Below are 21,529 nucleotides of genomic sequence, written 5' to 3' on the forward strand. Positions count from 1 at the left end.
CCGGAGCCGGGCGCACAGGGGGATCACTCGGAGTCGGAGGACTCCTCGTCGGAAGCCTCGCCGCCCTCGGACTCGCCCGACTCCTCGCCGGACTCGCCCTCGGCGCCCTCGGTCTCCGGCTCCTCGCCGAGATCCTGCTCGATGGGCTCGGAGACGTTGATGACCATGGTCTCGGGGTCGGTGAGGACCTCGACGCCCGACGGCACCACGATGTCCGACACGAGCGCGTGCTCGCCCGGCGTGCGGCCCTCGATGTCGAGCTCGACCTGCTCCGGGACGTTCAGGGCGTCGGCCATGACGGTGAGAGTGGTCTCCTCCTGCGTGTAGATCGCGGAGGGGTCGACCTCGCCGGTGACGTTGATCGGCAGGTCGACCTCGACCTTCTGGCCGCGCTTCACCGTCAGCAGATCGATGTGGTAGATCTCCGGGCGGATCGGGTGGCGCTGGATGTCCTTGAGCATGGCCAGGTGCTTCTGGCCGTCATCGGCCAGGACCTCGATCACGGCGTTGGCATTGCGGGAGATCAGCATCATGTCGTGGCCCGGAAGGGACACGTGGATGGGATCGTGACCGGCGCCGTAGATGACGGCGGGGATCTTGTCGGCCTGGCGGATGCGGCGGGCGTAGCCCTTGCCGAAGTCGGTGCGGACCTCGCCGGGGACCTTGGTGGTATCAGCCATGGTGGCTCCTCCTGATGCAACGGGTTCTCGTGGTGGTTCATCGGTGCCGATCGGCGAGCGACCGGGACCTTCAGCCTCCACGGATTTCCGGACTCGGACGCGAGGCATCCGATCGGATCATCCCGTGCGCGGGATCCGCGAGCCTCGAGCTCCGGATGCGCTGGAAGAGCAGGTACCAGCCTCGTCGATCACGGGAGTCCGCGGGATCTCACCCGCGCGCTCCCCTCGCCTCGGCAGCCCGCACAGCATACCAGCCTGCGCTCACGACCCCGGAATGCGGACATCGCCCCATGTCACACTGGTCGAGCTGTCCCCGGCTCGCCCGACGCCCCGACCAAGAGACCACAGCAGGGAACACCCATATCGGGCTCGGGACTCGTAGGATGGGCGCGTGGGATGCTCGCGCTCCCGCTCTAGATCAGCCGTGGGGACGGCGGATTCCGAGCAGGTCGCGGGCGCTGACCCGCATCAGCATCGCAGGAAAGCATCGGGACGCCCCTAGCAGCGCGTGGCCCTCATCGACGGCGCCGTCATCGCGCGACGCACCCGCGGCAGTGCCGCGGCGCCGATCAGGGACCAGGCGCGATCGCCTCGGCGCATTCCACCAGGGGGAGGAATCATCCATGAACAGATCGCTCGGCACGTCGCCGCAGACCGATCGTCGCACGACCGCCCGGGAGTACCGCTCGCAGCGCGGCGCGCACCCGTCGCAGGGCGCGGGCTCAGGCCCCGCGGCCACCACGGCGCACAAGGGGTCTGCGCGCCGCAACCCTGCCCCTCTGCCCCGCCGGCCCGACGGCAGCGGCGGGGAGCCGACCACCGGCCCCATCCGCATCATCCCCACCCCGGATGCCCCGTCCCGCCCGCTGCCGACCGCCACGGAGCAGCAGTGGCGCACCGGATACGTCACCCGCATGCGGGTCGTGGACGCCCTGGCCATCGTGGTCACGCTCGTGCTGGCCCAGGTGGCCCGCTTCAGCCTCCCCGATGCCCAGGCCGAGCTGATCATCGGCCGGTTCGGCATCCACTACCTCGTAGTGGGCCTGATCATCGGCCTGCTGTGGTGGTGCGCGCTGGATCTGCGCGGCACCCGAGCCGTGCGTCTGATCGGCAGCGGCATGGAGGAGTCCCGGCAGGTCCTCACCGCGACCCTGATGGTCTTCAGCGCCGTGGCGATCGTCTCCTACGCCCTGGCGCTGCCCGTGGCGCGCGGCTACGTGCTCGTGGCCCTGCCGGCCGGTGCGGCGCTGCTGATCCTGGGCCGCGTGATGCTGCGCTCCCAGCTGATCCGCCGCCGTCGCGCGGGCGAGGCCATGGCGCCCACCATGATCGTGGGCCGTCGTCGCGGTGCCCTCGAGACCGCCGAGTCGCTGCGCGCGCACGTCGAGTCCGGGCTGGACCCGGTGGCGGTCTACACCCCCACCACCCGCAAGCAGATGCCCTCGAATCTCGAGGAGATCGAGATCCCCAATGCGCTGGCCCCCGACCAGACCCCCTCGGTCTCCGGAATCCTGGAGGCCGTGCGCCGCCACCGCATCCAGACGCTGGTGCTGACCAACAGCTCGCCGCTGACCTCGGCCGAGATCCGCCACCTCTCCTGGTACCTCGCCGATGCCCACGTGCGACTCGTGCTCAACACCGGGCTCACGGACATCGCGGGTCCGCGCATCCACACGCAGCAGGTCGCCGGCCTGCCCCTCATCCACGTGGCCACCCCGCGCATGACCCGCTCGCGGCGGATCCTCAAGCGCCTGGTCGACATCGTGGGTGCGCTGGCAGCGCTGATCGCGTTCTCGCCGATCATGCTGGTCGTGGCCCTGGCGGTGAAGGCCCACGACCGCGGCCCCGTCCTGTTCCGCCAGCAGCGCGTGGGCCTGGACGGGACGCACTTCAAGATGCTCAAGTTCCGGTCCATGTACACGGATGCCGAGGAGCGCAAGGCGGCCCTGCTGGCGGAGAACGAATCCGGCGGCGACGTCCTGTTCAAGATGAAGGACGATCCCCGCGTGACCGGCCCCGGCAAGGTGCTGCGCCGCTACAGCCTCGACGAGCTGCCCCAGTTCCTCAACGTCCTGCGCGGAGACATGTCGCTCGTGGGACCCCGTCCCCCGCTGGACTCCGAGGTCAGCAAGTACGACTCGTACGTGCACCGCCGTCTGCGGGTCAAGCCCGGCATCACGGGCCTGTGGCAGGTCTCGGGACGCTCGGACCTCGACTGGGAGCAGGCAGTGCGCCTGGACCTCTACTACGTCGAGAACTGGTCGGTGCTCGAGGACCTGCTGATCCTCCTGCGCACCGTGAAGGCCGTCTTCGCCCACGAAGGCGCCTACTGAGTCTCAGCCCAGCGCGGACGCCGTGAGCTCGGCGGCACTGGCCGCCGGCTCCGATCCCGCTCCGGCGACCTCCTCGAGGCCGCGCCGCCGGTACCGGTGGCGCGGCCTCGAGGCGTCTGCCGCGGCATCGCGCGGCTGTCCCCCAACCTGTTATTGATCTGTTCGTGATCTGCGCAGATACGTGCGATCAGTAGCGATACAGTTCTGTATCGTGATTCCCCAGAAATTGCTGATAACGACCTGATAAATAACCCGAGACTCGCTTATGCTTTGGGGCGTCCGCGCGCCCGGGTGCGTCGCGGTGCTGACCCCCCCCTCCCCCCCCCGAACAGATAGGCCCCGCGTGTCTCCCTCCCCCCGCCACACCGCGACCTGCTCCGTGCTGTCCCTGACGGCTCTGACCATCACCTCCCTTCTCACCGCCGTCCCGTCCCACGCCGAGGAGTCCCCCGCCACCGGCACCACCGAAGCGGGCGCCCCGGCGGGCGAGCTGCCCCTGGTCGACGGCGAGGTCGTCTCCTACGACGACGAGGCCGTGGCCTCCTACGACGCCCCCGAGCTGCCGCAGTCCGCTCCGAGCACCGGCGATGACACTCCCGGTGCCACCATGGGCCAGTACCAGAAGACGGTCGAGGAGGCCAAGCACCTCTCGGAGGACTCCGAGGAGACCATGGAGGAGATCGAGGGCGGGGACCTTCCCGATCCCGAGGACACCGCCTCCGCGTCGTCCACCTCGGGTCCCATCGGCGCCATGTCGCTGAGCGTGCTCGGCAGCGCCTGGCAGCCCTCCGGCATCCAGGGCATGGATGTCTCGGGATGGCAGCCGTCGGTGAACTGGACGCGGGAGTACTCCATGGGCGCCCGCTTCGCCTATGTCAAGGCGACCGAGGGCACCACCTACACCTCGTCCGCCTTCGGCAGCCAGTACATCGGCTCCTATCAGGCCGGGATGACCCGCGGCGCCTACCACTTCGCCGTGCCGACCCGCACCTCCACCGGTGCTGCGCAGGCGGACTACTTCGTGGACAACGGCGGCGGCTGGTCCGCCGACGGCCGCACGCTGCCCGGCCTGCTGGACATCGAGTACAACCCGTACCCGGCCTACGGCAACATCTGCTTCAATCTCTCCCAGTCGGAGATGGTCAACTGGATCGAGAGCTTCTCGAACCGCTACGAGAAGCGCACGGGCCGTCTGCCCGCGATCTACTCGACGACCGACTGGTGGGCCACCTGCACCGGCAACACCGCTCGGTTCAACGACCACCCGCTGATGATCGCGCGCTGGACCGGCTCCCCCGGAGTCATGCCCAACGGCTGGAGCACCTACGACATCTGGCAGTACTCCGAGACCGGCCCGTTCTCCGGCGACTCGAACGTGTTCGGCGGCAGCGCCGCCAAGCTGCGCGACCTGGCCATCAACCCGAACTATCGCCCGATCGGCGGCAAGGCCCCGACGACGGCGCCCACGACCGCCGGCCCGTTCCGCGATGTCTCGGCCAGCAATCAGTTCGCCACCGAGATCACCTGGGCCAAGAACAAGAAGTACCTCAACGGCTGGTCGGACGGCACCTACCGCCCCACCGAGAACATCGACCGCAACGCCATGGCCGCCGTGGCCTACCGCATGGCAGGCTCCCCCGCCTACACCCCGCCGCGCGTCTCCCCCTACAAGGATGTGTCCCCGTCCTCGGCCTTCTACAAGGAGATCACCTGGGCCCGCTCCGAAGGCCTGCTCACCGGCTGGTCCGACGGCACCTTCCGCCCCCTGAACGACATCGACCGCAACGCCACCGCAGCGCTGCTCTACCGCATGGCCGGCTCCCCGTCCTACACCGCACCGCGGACCACCTCCTTCAAGGACGTCCCCGCCGGATCCGCCTTCTACAAGGAGATCCACTGGATGAACGCCCAGGGCATCACCACCGGCTGGAACGACGGCACCTTCCGACCCCTGGACCAGACCCACCGCGACGCCATGGCCGCCTTCCTCTACCGCTTCGCCAACTGACCCCTGACGGTGCCCGCCCGCCCGGCGCTCGGGCGCCGTCAGGACCCGCTGACCATCGCGGCTGCGGCAGGACCCCCTGCCGCAGCCGCTCCCGCCCGGCTCGCAGCCGTCACCCGCGCGCGACTGCGAGCCCCGACGCTCTGCCCCGAGGCTCTTCCCCGTCACGGACGCAGCACCGCCCGGACGCGCTCCTGCGTCCGGGACCAGATGCAACCGCTCAGACGGCACATTGTCCGTGCCAGCAAGGGAAGTGACCCATGACCCGTTCCGTTCGCCATCGACTCGCCGGCGCAGCGCTGGCCGCCGCGGCCCTCACTGCCCTGCCCGTGATGCTCGGGCCCGCACCCGCCCAGGCCGCCTCCCAGGACATCGTCAGCGTGGCCTCGTCCCAGAAGGACGGCTACCGGCAGCAGATCCTCAGCGAGATCAATGCCTACCGGACGGCTCGCGGCCTCAAGCCCGTGCGCTACTCCTCCACGATCACCGGCATCGCCCAGGACGAGTCCGATCGAGTGGTGCGTGCCGAGTACGTCAGCCACTCCCTGAACTTCGTCTCCGATCCCCGACGCGGCGCCGGCGTGGACGCCATGAACGAGATCACGGCCCTCGAGTACTCGATCAACCCCAAGGCCCTCGTCACCTGGTGGAAGAACTCCCCTGATCACAACAAGGTGCTGCTCTCCCCCAAGATCGACGTGATCGGCATCGGCGTCACGATCGCCGACGGGAACCTTGCTCGCACCGGGCAGCCCTGGCGGATCGTCTCGGTCGTCGACGGCTACGGCTATGCCTCGGGCTACGGCCCCTCCGACGCCCGCTCGTCGGTCACCTCATCCACGACGACGGCCAAGCCCACCACCAGCTCCGCCGTGAAGCCTCAGGCGACCCGCAAGACCGTCCCTGCCGGGCCCTTCGCCGATGTGCCGGGCGACCATCCTTTCGCCTCCGAGATCAGCTGGGCCAAGTCGAAGGGCCTGCTCACCGGCTGGTCCGACGGCACCTTCCGCCCGACCCAGAACATCAACCGCGACGCCATGGCCGCGGTCGCCTACCGCATGGCCGGCTCGCCCGCCTACACTCCGCCCAAGGTCTCCCCCTATAAGGATGTGTCCCCGTCCTCGGCCTTCTACAAGGAGATCACCTGGGCACGCTCGAAGGGCCTGCTCACCGGCTGGTCCGACGGCACCTTCCGCCCGCTGAACGACATCGACCGCAACGCCACCGCAGCGCTGCTCTACCGCATGTCGGGATCGCCGGCCTACACCGCGCCTGCTTCTTCGTCGTTCAAGGACGTGCGCCCCGGCTCGGCCTTCTACAAGGAGATCCACTGGATGAGCGCCCAGGGCATCACCACCGGCTGGAACGACGGCACCTTCCGCCCGCTGGATCAGACCCACCGCGACGCCATGGCCGCGTTCCTGCAGCGCTACTCGTCCTGACCCGCCTTCCGGGTCCGGCACAGCACGACGCCCTCGCTTCCGTGCGAAAGCGAGGGCGTCGTCGTCTGTCCGCCGCGGCGATCTCAGGATCGGCGGCAGCCGGGTGTCAGGAGCGGCCGTTGAACAGGCTGGTGACCGAGCCGTCCTCGAAGACCTCCTGGATGGCCCGAGCCAGCAGAGGGGCGATCGAGAGGACCTCGAGGCCCTCGAAGCGGTGCTCCGGCGGGACGGGCAGGGTGTCGGTGACCACGACCTTGCGGGCGCCGCAGCTCTCCAGGCGCTCGACCGCCGGGTCCGAGAACACCGCGTGGGTCGCGGCGATGATGACGTCCTTGGCTCCTGCGGCCTTCAGGACCTTCACCGCGCCGGCGATCGTGCCGGCGGTGTCGATCATGTCGTCGATCAGCACACAGGTCCGTCCGGCGACCTGGCCGACGACCTCCTTGGAGACCGCCTGGTTGGGGACGGTGATGTCGCGGGTCTTGTGCACGAAGGCCAGCGGCGAGCCGCCCATGCGCTCGGCCCACTGCTCGGCCACGCGCACGCGCCCGGTGTCCGGGGAGACCACGGTGACGTTGTCGACGTCGTCCACGAGCGTGCGCACGTGATCGGCCAGGATCGGGATGGCCATGAGGTGGTCGACGGGGCCGTCGAAGAAGCCCTGGATCTGGGCGGTGTGCAGGTCCACGGACATCAGGCGGTCGGCGCCCGCCGTCTTGTACAGATCCGAGATCAGGCGAGCGGAGATGGGCTCGCGGCCCTGGTGCTTCTTGTCCTGGCGGGCGTACGGGTAGAAGGGCGAGACCACGGTGATCGAGTTCGCCGAGGCCCGCTTGAGCGAGTCCAGCATGAGCAGCTGCTCCATGATCCAGTGGTTGATCGGCGCCGGGTGGGACTGGATCAGGAAGGCGTCGGCGCCGCGCACGGACTCGCTGAAGCGCACGTAGGTCTCGCCGTTGGCGAAGTCGTAGGCGTCGGTCGGCACGAGCTCCGTGCCGAGCTCGCGCGCGACGTCCTCAGCCAGCGGGAGGTGCGCCCGGCCCGAGAGCAGGACGAGGCGGCTCGATCCGTTGTTGAGGATCCCGGTCATCGTGACTCGCTTTCTCCGGCCTCACGGGCCGACGCGGTGCCGTCCGCGGTCTGCCCCGCGGACGTGCCTTCGGTTGTACCAGACTCAGCTGAACCCGTGCGGGCCCGTGCCGAGGCCTCCGCGGCTGCGGTGCCGGCGCGGTGCTGCTCGACCCAGCCCTCCACGATCACAGCACGGCCCTCGGTCAGCGCCAGGGCCCCTGCCGGTACGTCCTTGCGCACGGTGGTGGACGCACCCGAGTAGGCGCCGTCGCCGACCGTCACGGGGGCCACGTACATGTTGTCCGAGCCCATGCGGACGTGATCGCCGATCGTGGTGCGGTGCTTGTTCACGCCGTCGTAGTTCACGAACACGGAGGCGGCGCCGATGTTGGAGCCGGCGCCGATGGTGGCATCGCCCACATAGGACAGGTGCGGGACCTTGGAGCCCTCGCCGATCGTGGAGTTCTTGGTCTCCACGAACGTGCCGATCTTGCCGTCGGCACCCAGCTCCGTGGCCGGGCGCAGGTAGGCGAACGGGCCCACCGAGGCGCCGGCGCCGATCCGGGAGTCCGAGCCGTGCGTGCGCACGACCTCGGCCCCGCGGCCGACCTGGACGTCGTCCAGGGTGGTGTCCGGGCCCACGACTGCGTCCTCGCCGATCGAGGTGACGCCGTGCAGCTGCGTGTTCGGCAGGATCGTGGCGTCCTGCCCGATCGCGACCTCGACGTCGATCCAGGTGCTCGCCGGGTCCACGACGGTCACGCCATTGAGCAGGTGGCGGCGCACCGTGACCTGGTTGAGGTGCCGGCCGAGCTCGGCCAGCGCCGCACGGTCGTTGGCACCCTCCAGCTCCATGTAGTCCTCCATGAGCGCGGCGTCCACGCGGCCGCCGGCCTCGCGGGCGATGCGGGGGACGTCGGTCAGGTACATCTCGCCCTGGGCGTTGTCCGTGGTGACCGCGGCGAGCGAGTCCCGCAGGACGTCGGCGTCGAAGGCGAAGATCCCCGAGTTGATCTCGGCGACCGCGCGCTCGGCCTCGGTCGCGTCCTTGAACTCGCGGATATCGGCGAAGGAGCCGTCGGCATCGCGCAGGATGCGCCCGTACTTGCCGGGCTCGGGGTGCTGGGCGGTGAGCACCGTGACCGCGCTGCCGTTGTCCTGGTGGGTGCGCACCAGATCGGCCAGCGTGTCCGGGGTCAGCAGGGGGACGTCGCCGTAGGTGACCACCACGGTGCCCTCGACCCGGTGCTGGGCGTCCAGGGCCTCGAGTCCGGCCAGCACGGCGGAGCCGGTGCCCGGGACCTCGGACTGATCGGCGATGATCGCCTCCGGGTCGAAGGCCAGGACGTGCTGGGCCACGCGGTCCCGGTCGTGTCGGACCACGACGGCCAGGCGCTGCGGGTCCAGCGAGCGCGCCGCCGCCAAGGAGTGCTCGACCATGGAGCGCCCGCAGATCTCGTGCAGGATCTTGGGAGTCTTGGACTTCATCCGCGTGCCCTTGCCCGCGGCCAGGACGATCACTGCGGCCGGCGGCACCATCGCCCCGGCGGATTCCGTTGTGCTCACGACTGTCGTGCTCCTCTGGGATGGGATGTCGAGGGGGCGGGACGAGTCGGTGGGCTGCCGCGTCCCGTCGGTTCCGCCTCTAGGGTTCGAACCTAGACTCCACGGCTCCAAAGGCCGGGGTGCTGCCAATTACACCAAGGCGGATCGCACCGTGGCGCGGCAGGTGCGGGACCGCTTCTCTCGCGGCTGCCGCGGGCACCGCGCGTGCTGGCCCACACTACCAGTCGGCACTCAGGCTCCTGGTGATGCCGCGGGCCCTCCGGCGTCCGCCGCGGCCGATAGGCTGAGCGGATCATGGCTCATCTACTCGGCGGGGAGAACCTGCACCTGTCCTTTCCCACCCGCACGGTCCTGGAGGGCGTGACGGTCGGCATCGACGCCGGCGACCGCATCGGCATCGTCGGGCGCAACGGCGACGGCAAATCGACCCTCATGAAGGTCCTCGCAGGACGGATCGACCCTGATCAGGGACGCGTGACCTCGCGCTCCGGGACCCGGATCGGGATGCTCGACCAGGCGGACGTCCTGGATCCGTCGCTGACAGTCGGTCAGGCCGTCGTCGGGGATCGTCCCGAGCACGAATGGGCCGGCGATCCCAAGGTGCGCGACGTCATCGGCGGGCTCGTGGCCGATCTGGACTGGGACGCGCCGGTGGGCGAGCTCTCCGGCGGCCAGCGCCGCCGCACCGCCCTGGCCGCGCTGCTGGCCCAGGAGTGGGATGTGCTGTTCCTGGACGAGCCCACCAACCACCTCGACGTCGACGGCATCACCTGGCTGGCCCGGCATCTGAACTCGCGGTGGCCCAAGTCCCAGGGCGGGCTCGTGGTGGTCACCCACGACCGCTGGTTCCTGGACGAGGTCTCCACCGCCACCTGGGAGGTCCACGACCGGATCGTCGATCCCTTCGAGGGCGGCTATGCGGCCTACGTCCTGCAGCGCGTCGAGCGCGACCGACAAGCCGCTGTGACCGAGGCCAAGCGGCAGAACCTCATGAAGAAGGAGCTGGCCTGGCTGCGCCGCGGCGCCCCTGCCCGAACCTCCAAGCCCAAGTTCCGCATCGAGGCGGCCAACGAGCTGATCTCCGATGTCCCGCCGCCGCGCGACACCGTGGAGCTGTCGCGGATGGCCGTCTCGCGGCTGGGCAAGCGCGTGGTCGACATCGAGGATGCCTGGGTCACCTACACCGGGGCCCACGACGACGAGGAGACCGGCCACCGGGAGGCCGGCGAGCACACGGTGCTCAAGGACGTGACGTGGCTGATCGCCCCCGGCGAGCGCACCGGCATCCTGGGCCGCAACGGCGCCGGCAAGTCCACTCTTCTGGGACTCGTCACCGGCGACGTCCAGCCCACCTCCGGAACCGTCACGCGGGGCAAGACCGTGAAGCTGGCCGTGCTGACCCAGCAGCTGCGCGAGCTCGAGGAGGTCGCCGAGGACCGCGTCTCGGATGTGGTCGGGCGCTACCGGAGCTCCTACGTGACCGGCGGCAAGGAGATGACGCCCGGGCAACTGCTCGAGCGGCTGGGCTTCACCAACGAGCACCTGGCCACGCCCGTGAAGGATCTCTCCGGCGGGCAGAAGCGGCGCCTGCAGCTGCTGCTGATCCTGCTCGAGGAGCCCAACGTCCTGGTGCTGGATGAGCCCTCCAACGACCTCGACACGGACATGCTCGCGGCCATGGAGGACCTGCTGGACACCTGGCCCGGCACCCTGCTGGTCGTCTCCCACGACCGCTACCTCCTCGAGCGCGTCACCGATCAGCAGTACGCCGTGCTGGACGGCCGCCTCCGGCACCTGCCCGGCGGCGTGGACGAGTACCTGCGCCTGGCCGACGGCTCCGCCCTGCAGACCTCCGAGTCGAACCCCATGGCCGCCTCCTCCGGCTCGCAGGGCTCCTCGCTGTCCGGGGCCGAGTCCCGGGCCATGCAGAAGGAGGTCGGGTCGATCGAGCGCAAGCTGTCCAAGCTGCGCGAGACGGTGGCGGACCGGGAGCAGGAGCTGGCCGATCACGACCAGACCGACTTCGAGGGCCTGGGCGAGATCACCGCCCGCATGAACGCGGCCAAGGACGAGATCGACGAGCTCGAGATGCGCTGGCTCGAGCTCTCCGAGCAGCTGGAGGGCTGACGCGGCCCCACGACGAGAGGAACGGATCATGACCACGGGAGAACCCGCCGAGACGACCGGTGCCGCACAGGTCGCCGCAGAGGCACAGGGCCCGGACTGGTCCGCAATGACCGGCCTGGAGACCCTGCGCTGGCTCAAGGACCACGATTCCGACGCCGTCCCGTCGATCCGCCGGCTGCTCGGGATGAGCTTCGATGAGGTCGAGGCGGGCCGCGTGGTGATGTCCGTGACCTCCCAGCCGGACTTCGCGAACCCGCTGGGCACCGTCCACGGCGGGATCGCGGCGACCCTGCTGGACTCGGTGATGGGCTGCGCGGTGCACAGCGAACTGGAGGCCGGCGTGAGCTACACCACGCTCGAGCTGAAAGTGAACTACATTCGCGCCGCCTCCCTGAAGGGCATGCGGCTGCGCGCCGAGGGCACCACGATCCACGTGGGCGGGCGCACCGCCACGGCTGAAGGCCGAGTGCACGACGAGAACGGCCGTCTCATCGCCCACGCGACGACCACCTGCCTGGTCATCCGCTGAGCGATCCCCGACGGCTGCGGGCTCCTGCACATCCCTCGGGCTATCGTCGGGGACATCGCGCGGTGAGGATGCCGCCGGCTTGAGATCCCGAGGGGAGACGACGTGGTCCCTGCCCCACCCGCCGACGGCGTCGCCGCGGAGCTGGCGGCCGTCGAGGTGCTGCGCGGCTCCGGTCTGCGTCGGGCCCTGGACTCCGTGCTGGCCGCCCACGGACTGGCGCTCGGGCGGCGTCGGCTGTCCACGAGCGCAGAGGCCAGGCCGTGGCGGCGGATCGGGCTGCATCACCGGCCGGGGGCCGGAGTCACCGGCGTCTACGCGCTGCGGCTGCGCCACGACCCTCCGGACGGGAGCTCATGGCCCGGCAGGCTGCCCTCGCAGGAGCCCGACGAGGTCGTCGCGTGCCTGTCGACCGGGGCCATGCCGGCGCTGCCGAAGTCGGGCTCGGACTCCTCCTGGGGCGACCCCGGCCCCGTCGCGGTGGAGGCCGAAGGCTGCGCCCTGATCGGGTGGCTGTGGCCCGAGGACCCCTGGCTGCCGGGGCTTCGCAGCTCCACATCTCTGCTGGATCCGAGCCTGGGACTGGGCCTGCCGGATCCAGAGGCGCTGTCTCCGGCGCCGCTGTCCTATCGCCCCACCCGGCGCGCCGTGCTGCGCCTGGACGCCGACGGACTCAACGACCCCGCCGCTTGGCTCAAGGTCGTGCGGCCTGCCCGTCAGCACGAGCTCGTGCAGCGCCACCTCAGCCTCTGGGAGGCGGGCGTCCCGGTGCCCCAGCCCCTGGCGGTCTCCGGCGACGGCGGCGTGCTGCTGGCGCACGTTCCGGGGCACCCCGCCTCGCGGAAGCGACACGACCACCCGGAATCGCCGCTGCAGGCGGAGCATCTGCTCGCCCTGCTGGACCGGCTTCCGTGCTCGGTCATGGACCTGGCCCGGCGTCCGTCGTGGACGGATCGCGTCCTGGACTACGCGCGCTCAGCTGCGGCCTCCCTGCCGGGATCGGCCGAGGAGGTGCTCGCCCACGCGGAGGCGGTGGATGCCGCGCGGTGCGCTTGCGAGGACGCTGACCTGGTCCCGAGCCACGGTGACTTCCACGCCGGCAACGTCATGGTGGGGCCCCGAGTGCTGGAGCCGTCCCTGGGGCCGATCACGGGCCTGCTGGATCTCGATTCCGTGGGTCCGGGTCGGCTGGACGATGACCTGGCCTGCTATCTGGCGCACCGCTGCGCGCAGCTGGGCGACCCCCGGGACGACCGCGCTCCCCTCTCCGCGCCGTCGATCGCGCCGGTGCTCGAGACCTTCGACGGCATCGTGGATCCCGCGTCCCTGCGCGTGCGCGTCAGCGGCGTCCTGCTCTCCCTGGTCTCCTCGGCCGCCCGTCGGGGAGGTCAGGAGGCCGCGGCGCGGCGCCTGCAGCAGTCCCGGCAGGCGCTGCGCGCCGCGCAGGAGGTCTGAGCCGCCTCAGACCGCGTGGCGACCGCGCGAGACCGGCGGATCGGCCGGCTGCGGCAGTGCCCACAACAGCGGCACCGAGACGGTGGCCCGGTGGATGACCAGGGCCAGGACGACGGTCGCCGTCGTCAGCACGACAGGGCCCGCCCAGAGCATCAGCGTGGACACAGGCTCAGGCCAGCTCACGCGCATCATCGCACCGAGCACCAGCTGCAGGATCAGCGGGTGCAGCACGTAGATCGGCAGGCTCTGCGCCCCGGTCCGACGCGCCCAGCCCATGCCGCGGCGGCCGTCGAGAAGATGCAGCAGCCACAGTCCGGCGGGAATGCCCAGCAGCGGGGGCACGGCGGCCGTGAAGTGCTCCAGGACGGGGACGTCGCGCGTGGGCATCCACAGCAGCAGCGAGACCGCGAAGGCGGCGCACCAGCCGAGGCCCTGCCACGGCGAGATCCTGGGCACGCGAGCGCGAATGGCGGTGCTGCCCCAGGCCCCGGCCAGGAAGAACAGCCAGTGCTTGGGGACCTCGTTGCTGCCCCAGGAGACCTTGTCCAGCAGCCCCGGCACGAAGATCACGTAGAGCACCAGCGCCACCAGGACCACGGCAAGGCGAGGGCGGGGCCCCACCACGGCCTGCAGGCTGTAGTAGACCGCCAGGGCCATCAGGAACCAGAGGTAGGAGTCGAAGCTCAGCGTCTCGTGGAGCCACTCCCCGAGCTTCTCACCGGGGCTCAGCCCGGGGGTGACGGCGCCGATCAGCGGGTACACCGCAGCGAACACGACCGTCCACACCGCGAACAGCCACAGCATGTTCAGCGGGCGTCGGCGCCAGTACTGCGTGCCGTACTTCTCGAGCGAGCGCACGACGAAGAAGCCCGCCACGAGCATGAACACCGGCATGCGCCACAGACCGAGCAGGATGTTGAGGTCATTCCACAGCCAGTGGGCCTCCCAGCCGTAGTCCTGCTGCAGCCCGTAGGCATGCCCGAGCACCACCAGCACGATCGCGGTCCCCTTGACCGTATCGATCCACCGCTGCCGCCCCGGCCCGGCCGTGGATCCCTCCGTCGTCCCGCTGTCCGCCGCCGCGGCGGCCGTGGTGCTGCGTGCCATGCATCCCCCTGAAGCTGTCGACTGCTCGCCCCCGCGCGCAGTCCGGCCGATCTGCCATGATGCGCCCCCGGTCGCACCCGAGAGCACCAGGCTCGCCCGGCTGTCCCCCGCAGTGGCGCGGACGCATGCGCCTGCAGGCATCTGCCGCCGGCGCAGAGCCCGTGCTCAGCCGATGGCGCAGGCCACCGAGCACAGGCCGCGCTCGCGCAGCTGACCGGCCAGCGCGCTCGAGGCCCCAGCACCCCGGTCAGCGCCGGGATCCCGGGGCAGCGCGACGAGGGTGGGCCCGGATCCGGAGACCATGGCCCGGGCACCCAGCTGCTCGAGCTCGACGAGGCGATGCTGCAGCTGCGGGGACATCTGCAGCGCAGGGCCCTGCAGGTCGTTGGCCACGGCTTCGGCCCCCGCGGCCGGTTCCCCCTCGGCCAGGGCGCGCAGCAGCTGCGCGGGCACCTCGAGTTCGGACGGGGCAGGCACCGGCAGGACGCCGTCGGCGCGCATGAGGTCCAGCGTCGCAAAGACCTCCGGCGTGGACAGCGCACCGGTATCGGCCACCAGCACCCCGTGCCACGGAGCGCGCACCGGCACGGCGCGCAGCTCGGTGCCGGTGCCGGTTCCGACGGCCGCTCCCCCCGTCATGGCGAACGGGACGTCGGCGCCCAGGCCCGCCCCGATCTCCAGTAGCCGGTCGTGGGCGATCGCGTGGCCGGTCTCGCGCTCGACGAGCCGCGCGGCCGCGCTCAGCGCCGCCGCGGCATCGGCGGAGCCGCCGCCCATGCCGCCGGCCACCGGCACGGCCTTGGCGATGCGCAGCACGAGCCCGCCGGACAGGGCGGGCGCCTCGGCCAGCACGGCCTGTGCCGCGCGCACCGCCAGATTGCGCTCATCCAGCGGCACGAGACCGCGATCGAACGCGCCGACGGCCTCCTGCTGAGCCACCAGGGAGCCTGCGACCACCTGCAGCTGGCAGTCCACCGCCCCGGCAGGGCGCTGAGGGTCCAGCTCGAGCTGCACGGTCTCGAGCTGATCCACGGCGGCGTACAGGCTGGCCACCGGGTGATAGCCGTCGGCGCGCGGCGGGCCCACCCGGAAGCAGAGATTGACCTTGCCTGGGGCCGTGGCCTGGACCGGGACGCTCACAGCGACTCCTTCGAGCTGCGCGGCCCGCCGATGATGCCGCGGGCGGCACCGGCTGCGGCGATGCGCGCGAAGCCCAGCACGTCGAGCTTCTCGCCGCGCTCGGACGGGGCGATCCCCGCCTCGACCAGGATCTCCTCGGCGAGCGCTCCGGATCCTGCCCATCCCGACAGCGCGGCGCGCAGGGTCTTGCGGCGCTGGGCGAAGGCGGCATCCACCACGGCGAAGACGGCGTCGCGCTCGGCGGCCTCCCCCGCCGCTCCGGTCAGGCCCAGGGCCTCGGCTGCACCGATGCGCGCCAGCGGCTCGGCGCGGCGGCGGAAGCGCACCAGCCCCGAGCTGATCCGCGGCGCCGGCCAGAAGACCTGGGTGCCGATCACCCCGGCCTTGACCACCTCGGCGTGCCAGGACGCCTTGACCGAGGGGACCCCGTAGACCTTGGAGCCGGGGCGGGCCGCCAGGCGGTCGGCGACCTCGTCCTGGACCATAACCAGCCCCTGGCGGATCGAGGGGAAGCGGGCGAGCAGGTTCAGCAGGACCGGCACGGCCACGTTGTACGGCAGGTTGGCCACGAGCGCCTGCGGCTGCCGCGGCAGAGAGTCGACCTGCAGGGCATCGGCCAGCACGACCTCGAGGCGCTCGACGGACTCCGGGCGGAAGCGGGCGACGGTGTGCGGCAGCCGCTCGGCCAGGGGCGGATCGATCTCCACCGCGACCACGTGCTGCGCGGCATCCAGCAGCCCTAGCGTCAGCGAGCCGAGACCCGGGCCGACCTCCAGGACGGTGTCGACGGGGCCGTCGTCGTGGCCGGCGTCCAGCCGCGCGGCGGCGACGATCCGGCGGATCGTGTTCGGGTCGATCACGAAGTTCTGCCCCAGGGTCTTGGTGGGGCGGATGCCGGCGGCCTCGGCCAGCTCCCGGATCTCGGCGGGGCCGAGCAGCGGGAGGACGGCGGGTTCCGGGGCATCAGGGCTCTGCACGTCCGACATGCTATCGGCCGAGCGGCTCAGTGCTCGCCGTAGACCTCGCGCGAGGTGCGATCCACCCGCTCGCACAGCTGCTCGAGGGGCGTCTCGAGATGCTCGGCGATCCAGCGCGCCGTCTGCACCGCCAGGTACGACGCGTTCGGCCGACCGCGGTAGGGGTGCGGGGTGAGGAACGGGGCGTCGGTCTCGACCATGACCAGCTCGGGCCGAGCTTCCCGCAGCCCCGCCTGGACACCGTGGGAGTTCTTGAAGGTCACCGTGCCCGCGAAGGACATGTACCAGCCGTGCTCGTTGCAGATCCGGGCCAGCTCGGCATCGCCGGAGAAGCAGTGGAAGACCGTGCGCTCCGGGGCGCCCTCCTCGAGCAGGATCCGCACGACGTCGTCGTGGGCGTCGCGGTCGTGGATCTGCATGGCCAGCCCGTGCTCCTTGGCCAGGCGGATGTGCTCGCGGAAGGACTCGTGCTGCAGCTCGTGGTGGTCCTTGCCGGTGCGGAAGTAGTCCAGCCCGGTCTCTCCGATGGCCCGCGTGCGCTCATGCCCGGCGAGCTCGTCCAGCACCGACAGGGCGTCCTGGAGCTCGCCCTTCTGCGCCAGCCCGGGAGCGTCGTTGGGGTGGATCGCCACGGCGGCCAGGATCCGCTCGTCCGCTTCGGCGGCCTCCACCGCCCAGCGCGACGACGGGAGGTCGCAGCCGACCTGCACGATCCCCCGGATGCCGAGGTCCTCGGCGACGTCCAGGGCATCCGGGATGCCGATGTGCACCCGGCCGTCCTGGATGTCGATGTGCGTGTGGTTGTCCACGATGGGCACGGGCAGCGGCTCGGGGGCCTCGGGGAAGCTCAGGTCGCGCTTGTGCCCGGACTCCGCCGACTCGCCCCGGCGACGCGTGCCCGGCCCCGAGGCCTCGTCCTCGGGCAGCTCGTAGTGCTCGGGCCGGTAGGCCTCCGGGGTCTGCCCGGGGACGGTCGCGGGGCGCTGGGCGGGATCCGGCCACAGCGTCTGGTTCAGGCGGGAGGTTCTCATCCCGTCCAGGCTAGCCCGCCGCCCCGACGCCTATCGGCCCCACAGCGCACCCACCGGTCCGATGGCCCGGTCATCTCCGAGGGCTCCGGGCGGCGAGTGATGGCGGTGCGCGTCAGGACCGAGCGGCGAGCACCGCCTCGTAGAGATCCCGCCTCGAGACTCCGTGCGCGGCGGCGATCTGACCGGCGGCGTCCTTGAGCCGGGTCCCGCGTGCGACCTCCTGCTCCACCAGTCCCACCAGATCCGCAGCCTCCTCAGGCTCGGCTGCCGGAGCTCCCTGGACCACCACGACGATCTCCCCGCGCAGACCGTCCTCGCGGATCCGCTCGTGCAGCTCGCCCAGGCTCCCGCGCAGGACCTCCTCGTAGACCTTGGTCAGCTCGCGGGCGATGGCCGCAGGACGCTCCGGGCCGAAGGCCTCGGCCATCGCCTCGATCATCGCCGCGATCCGGTGCGGGGCCTCATAGAAGACCATCGTGCGCTTCTCCCCGGCCAGCTCCGCCAGATGCGCGGAACGGGCCCCGGGCTTGCGCGGCAGGAAGCCCTCGAAGGCGAAGCGGTCACTGGGCAGCCCCGAGACCGCGAGCGCCGTGAGCACGGCCGACGGACCCGGCAGCGACGTGACCGGCAGGTCCTGGGCAGCGGCGGCGGCCGCGACCCGGTAGCCGGGATCGGAGACGGTCGGCATGCCTGCGTCGGAGACCACCACGACCATCGAGCCGCTGCGCACCTCGTCGAGCAGCTGCTGGGAGCTGGACTCCTCGTTGTGCTCGTGATGAGCCACCAGCCGTCCCGTGATCTCGATCCCCAGTCCCGAGGCCAGACGACGGGTGCGGCGCGTGTCCTCCGCAGCGACGACGTCGGCGATGGACAGGGCGGCCTTCAGCCGGTCGGAGGCATCGCCCAGGTTGCCGATCGGGGTGGCGGCCAGGACCAGGCAGCCGCCCTGGGGCAGCCCCGCGATCCGAGCGGAGTCGTGGCGGTCAGCGGGGGCGTTGCGATCGGTGCTCACCGGACCACTGTAGATCCCGGGGCTCACGGGCATTCGCTTCCCCTAGCATGATCTCCGTGTCCCCCTCGCACTCAGCGCCGCCGCCGGCCCGTCCTCCCACGACCTCGATGGCCGTCCTCGACTCGGCCGCCTGGACTCCGCGCCGGTCCGCGCCCACGGAGGCCGAGCTGCGTGAACGGCTTCTGCCGCGCACGCCGCTGAGCCTGTCCCGGCTGTGGCTGCTGCCGCTGCTGAGCATCCTGCTGGGGGCCTTCCTGCGCTTCTGGCACCTGGGACAGCCGCAGGACATCGCCTTCGACGAGACCTACTACGTCAAGGACTCCTGGGCGATCATGCTCTCGGGCTACGAGCGCGAGTGGCCCGACGACGCCGATGCCGGCTTCGCCGCCGGAACCCCTCCCGAGCCGCTGGAGGCGCCCTCCTATGCGGTGCATCCGCCGCTGGGCAAGATCCTGATCGGGCTGGGCATGCGTCTCTTCGGCGCCGGCGATGCCTTCGGCTGGCGCTTCTCCTCCGCCGTGGCGGGGACGCTGATGATCGTGCTGGTGGTGATCGCCGCCGCCCTGCTGTTCCGCTCCCCCATCGTCTCGGCCATCGCCGGGCTGGCGCTGTCCGTCGACGGGCTGCACATCGCCCATTCGCGCCTGGCCCTGCTGGATATCTTCCTGGCGCTGTTCGTCCTGCTGGCCTTCGTGCTGCTGCTGCTCGACCGCCAGGACGCCCGAAAGCGCCTGGCCCGACGGATGAGCGCCCGGAGCGTCCGCTGGGGCCTCGGGCTCGGCGTGCGCTGGTGGCGGATCGCCGCCGGCGTCTCCTGCGGGCTCGCCGTGGCCGTGAAGTGGAACGCCCTCTACTTCGTGGCCGCCCTGGGCCTGCTCACGGTGATCTGGGACCTCACGGCACGGCGCGCCGCTGGTGTGAGGCTCTGGCTGCCGTCGGGGCTGCTGCGCGACGGCATCCCGGCCTTCCTGTCCATGATCCCCGTGGCGCTGGCGGTGTACCTGGCCACCTGGACGGGCTGGTTCCGCTCCACCGGCGGCTACCGCAGGCAGTGGGCCGCCGAGCACCCCGACGACGGCCCGCAGTGGCTTCCGGCCCCGCTGCGCTCGCTGTGGGAGTACCACGTCTCCGCCTACGACTTCCATCAGGGGCTCTCCTCCGAGCACACCTACATGTCCCAGCCGTGGGACTGGATGTTCCTGGGCCGGCCGACGTCGTACTTCTACGAGTCCCTGGGCCAGGGCCAGTCCGGCTGCGAGGCCGCCAAGTGCTCGCAGCAGATCTTCAACCAGGGCAACCCCGGGATCTGGTGGGCGGGCCTCATCGCTCTCGTCGTGGCCGTCGTGGTCGTGGCGGTGCGCCGCGACTGGCGCATGGCGAGCCTGCTGAGCCTGATCGCGGTCGGGTGGCTGCCGTGGCTGATGTACCCGGAGCGCACCAAGTTCTTCTTCTACGCCCTGCCCTACCTGCCGTTCCTGGTCCTCGTCCTGGCCGGAGTGGCCGGGCTGCTGCTGCCGGGGCCGCACACACGGCCGTGGCCGGCGCGGATCGGCTGGATCGTGGTGGGCCTGTGGCTGTGCGCGGTGCTGGCTCTGGCCGTGTTCTTCTGGCCCCTGTGGAGCGCCCAGGTCCTGCCCTACGACCACTGGCGGGCCCGCATGTGGTTCGACAATTGGATCTGAGCGGAGGAGGACGGAGCCCCGCAGGTGCGCTGTGCGCTCCTGCGGGACTCCTCGTCTGCCGGGTCTGCTGGATCAAGCCCGACGACGCCCGGGCCGACCCGAACGGGCCCGCTGCGCCAGGACTGCGGCCAGCACCGAGCCGCACACGGTGATCACGGCGATCGTCCCCGCCGCGTCCATCCAGAACTGCGTGGGGTAGAGCCGGATCAGGGTGTCGGCGTTCGAGAACGTCCAGGTGCCATCGGAGAAGAACAGGGAGTGGAACCCCGCGAAGAACTGCTGCCAGCCCAGTGCCGCCCCCACCGCCAGAGCTGCGGCGGCGATCACGGTCAGCCAGCCGCCCACGGCCACGGAGGTGAGCAGGCCGTCGCGGTCGCGGCGGCGCAGCAGGCCCAGCACGAGTGCCGCCAGGACGACCACGGCCCCCGCCCACAGGCCGATCTGCAGGACCCACTTCACGTCGGTCATGTGGGAGACCTCCTCCGGCGTGAACCATGGCCGCCCGGACGAGGTGCGCACCTCCCCCAGGAACGGCCCCGGGGCCCAGTTGAGGACGTAGTCCATGCCGTGGGAGCCCAGGATCATGCGGTCCTCGGCCTGGAACCCGTAGGGATCCTCGGGGAAGCCCGGGCGGTGGTACTCGATCCACAGGAACAGCGGCGTGGCCACCAGGCGGATGCTCACCACCAGCAGCGACAGCGGCACCGCCAGTGCCACGAGCACGCGGGTCAGCACCCCCAGTGCGCCCAGTCGCCCGCCCTGCTCCTCCGCTCGACGGGAGCCGCCCGAACGGGCCTCGGGCGCATGCGCCGTGCTGCCGAGGCCCGGAGACTCCGGCTCCGATCGATCATGTGTGCGGGGCTGCTCGGCGGAGTGCGGGGAGACGTTCTGCCGACCAGCATCGCTCCAGGGCTCGACGGGCCCGCTCGTCGAGCCGTCCGCCGCGCGTGAAGCGTCAGGCCACCCGGAGGAGGCCAGCTGCTCGGAACTGCTCTGCGCGGAGACCGCCGGGCCCAGGTGGGCCCACTGCGCTCCGGAGGTCAGCGGCTGCTGGGGGCGAGCCGGACGCGACCGGCTCACCGGGGCCCTCGGTCCGCCATCGCCTGAGCGGGCAGCAGATGCGGGATGCCGTCGGTGATCTCGTAGACGGGGTGGATCCCCTCCAGGTGCGGAAGCTCGCTCATGAGGTGATGCTCGTCGAGGGGCAGCAGCCGACCGCGGGTCAGCGGGCAGCGCAGGATCTCGAGCAGGTCCGGGGAGAGCTCGGAGATCCCTCGCCCGCGGTGGCGGGCGCGCTCGATCGACTCCTGAGCAGCGGAATCCTGCACCCATGGGAGCCGTCCCGTGCTCGGACGGCTGGTGGAGCCGGATGCGG

The 21,529-nt window shown here is 71.2% G+C and carries 17 protein-coding genes and 1 tRNA gene; 7 read left to right on the forward strand and 11 right to left on the reverse strand.

Annotated elements, in window-relative coordinates; genetic code table 11:
- Positions 1-23 precede the first annotated feature (23 nt).
- Complete coding sequence (locus JOE55_RS03900; protein WP_204782092.1) at positions 24-680, reverse strand: 50S ribosomal protein L25/general stress protein Ctc; 657 nt, start codon at positions 678-680, stop codon at positions 24-26.
- Between the two features lie 623 nt (positions 681-1,303).
- On the opposite strand from JOE55_RS03900, the gene JOE55_RS03905 reads away from it, so the two are divergent.
- The 3 genes from JOE55_RS03905 (at position 1,304) to JOE55_RS03925 (ending at position 6,460) form a co-directional block, all read left to right on the forward strand.
- Positions 1,304-3,013, forward strand: coding sequence for a sugar transferase (locus tag JOE55_RS03905; protein WP_204782093.1), 1,710 nt, complete (start codon positions 1,304-1,306; stop codon positions 3,011-3,013).
- A gap of 343 nt (positions 3,014-3,356) precedes the next feature.
- Positions 3,357-5,021 (forward strand): GH25 family lysozyme, encoded by a 1,665-nt coding sequence (locus tag JOE55_RS13035; RefSeq protein ID WP_338125419.1) that lies wholly within the window; start codon positions 3,357-3,359, stop codon positions 5,019-5,021.
- 257 nt (positions 5,022-5,278) lie between these two features.
- Positions 5,279-6,460, forward strand: coding sequence for a CAP and S-layer homology domain-containing protein (locus JOE55_RS03925; RefSeq protein WP_239546418.1), 1,182 nt, complete (start codon positions 5,279-5,281; stop codon positions 6,458-6,460).
- A 106-nt stretch (positions 6,461-6,566) separates the two neighbouring features.
- On the opposite strand, the gene JOE55_RS03930 is transcribed toward JOE55_RS03925, so the two are convergent.
- The 3 genes from JOE55_RS03930 to JOE55_RS03940 form a co-directional block, all read right to left on the reverse strand.
- Positions 6,567-7,550: a ribose-phosphate diphosphokinase gene (locus tag JOE55_RS03930; RefSeq protein WP_204782094.1), complete on the reverse strand. Its 984-nt coding sequence runs from the start codon at positions 7,548-7,550 to the stop codon at positions 6,567-6,569.
- The gene (gene glmU, locus JOE55_RS03935) at positions 7,547-9,070 is read right to left on the reverse strand and encodes a bifunctional UDP-N-acetylglucosamine diphosphorylase/glucosamine-1-phosphate N-acetyltransferase GlmU (RefSeq protein WP_204783193.1); all 1,524 of its coding nucleotides are present in this window, start codon (positions 9,068-9,070) and stop codon (positions 7,547-7,549) included. Before glmU ends, JOE55_RS03930 begins: the two co-directional genes overlap by 4 nt.
- Before the next feature lie 98 nt (positions 9,071-9,168).
- Positions 9,169-9,241, reverse strand: a tRNA-Gln gene (locus tag JOE55_RS03940).
- Positions 9,242-9,391: 150 nt separating this feature from the next.
- Here JOE55_RS03940 and JOE55_RS03945 point away from each other — a divergent pair.
- From JOE55_RS03945 to JOE55_RS03955, 3 genes are all read left to right on the forward strand, one after another.
- A complete protein-coding gene (locus tag JOE55_RS03945) occupies positions 9,392-11,224 on the forward strand; it encodes an ABC-F family ATP-binding cassette domain-containing protein (protein WP_204782095.1) in 1,833 nt (610 codons plus the stop codon).
- Positions 11,225-11,252: 28 nt separating this feature from the next.
- Positions 11,253-11,753: a PaaI family thioesterase gene (locus JOE55_RS03950; protein WP_204782096.1), complete on the forward strand. Its 501-nt coding sequence runs from the start codon at positions 11,253-11,255 to the stop codon at positions 11,751-11,753.
- A 102-nt stretch (positions 11,754-11,855) separates the two neighbouring features.
- Entirely contained in the window at positions 11,856-13,205 is a 1,350-nt protein-coding gene (locus tag JOE55_RS03955) for a phosphotransferase (protein ID WP_204782098.1), read from the forward strand.
- A 6-nt stretch (positions 13,206-13,211) separates the two neighbouring features.
- On the opposite strand, the gene JOE55_RS03960 is transcribed toward JOE55_RS03955, so the two are convergent.
- From JOE55_RS03960 to rsmI, 5 genes are all read right to left on the reverse strand, one after another.
- Entirely contained in the window at positions 13,212-14,312 is a 1,101-nt protein-coding gene (locus JOE55_RS03960) for an acyltransferase family protein (RefSeq protein ID WP_204782099.1), read from the reverse strand.
- Positions 14,313-14,477: 165 nt separating this feature from the next.
- Complete coding sequence (locus JOE55_RS13040) at positions 14,478-15,452, reverse strand: GHMP family kinase ATP-binding protein (RefSeq protein ID WP_204782100.1); 975 nt, start codon at positions 15,450-15,452, stop codon at positions 14,478-14,480.
- Positions 15,449-16,438 carry a 16S rRNA (adenine(1518)-N(6)/adenine(1519)-N(6))-dimethyltransferase RsmA gene (rsmA, locus tag JOE55_RS03970; RefSeq protein WP_204782101.1) on the reverse strand — a complete coding sequence of 330 codons (990 nt, stop codon included), beginning with the start codon at positions 16,436-16,438 and terminating at the stop codon, positions 15,449-15,451. The genes JOE55_RS13040 and rsmA overlap by 4 nt, the downstream gene beginning before the upstream one ends.
- 17 nt (positions 16,439-16,455) lie before the next feature.
- On the reverse strand, positions 16,456-17,460 hold the full coding sequence (locus tag JOE55_RS03975; protein ID WP_204782102.1) for a TatD family hydrolase: 1,005 nt from the start codon (positions 17,458-17,460) through the stop codon (positions 16,456-16,458).
- Between the two features lie 112 nt (positions 17,461-17,572).
- Complete coding sequence (rsmI, locus tag JOE55_RS03980) at positions 17,573-18,472, reverse strand: 16S rRNA (cytidine(1402)-2'-O)-methyltransferase (RefSeq protein ID WP_197017352.1); 900 nt, start codon at positions 18,470-18,472, stop codon at positions 17,573-17,575.
- Between the two features lie 47 nt (positions 18,473-18,519).
- Between rsmI and JOE55_RS03985 the strand changes: the two genes are divergently transcribed.
- Positions 18,520-20,154, forward strand: coding sequence for a dolichyl-phosphate-mannose--protein mannosyltransferase (locus tag JOE55_RS03985; protein WP_420870979.1), 1,635 nt, complete (start codon positions 18,520-18,522; stop codon positions 20,152-20,154).
- A gap of 72 nt (positions 20,155-20,226) precedes the next feature.
- Here the strand turns inward: JOE55_RS03985 and JOE55_RS03990 are convergent, their stop codons facing one another.
- Positions 20,227-21,234 (reverse strand): lipoprotein intramolecular transacylase Lit, encoded by a 1,008-nt coding sequence (locus JOE55_RS03990; RefSeq protein WP_204782103.1) that lies wholly within the window; start codon positions 21,232-21,234, stop codon positions 20,227-20,229.
- Positions 21,231-21,482, reverse strand: coding sequence for a Trm112 family protein (locus JOE55_RS03995; RefSeq protein ID WP_029643653.1), 252 nt, complete (start codon positions 21,480-21,482; stop codon positions 21,231-21,233). Before JOE55_RS03995 ends, JOE55_RS03990 begins: the two co-directional genes overlap by 4 nt.
- Positions 21,483-21,529: the final 47 nt, after the last annotated feature.

It is taken from the genome of Kocuria palustris, from assembly GCF_016907795.1.
GTDB lineage: Bacteria > Actinomycetota > Actinomycetes > Actinomycetales > Micrococcaceae > Kocuria > Kocuria palustris.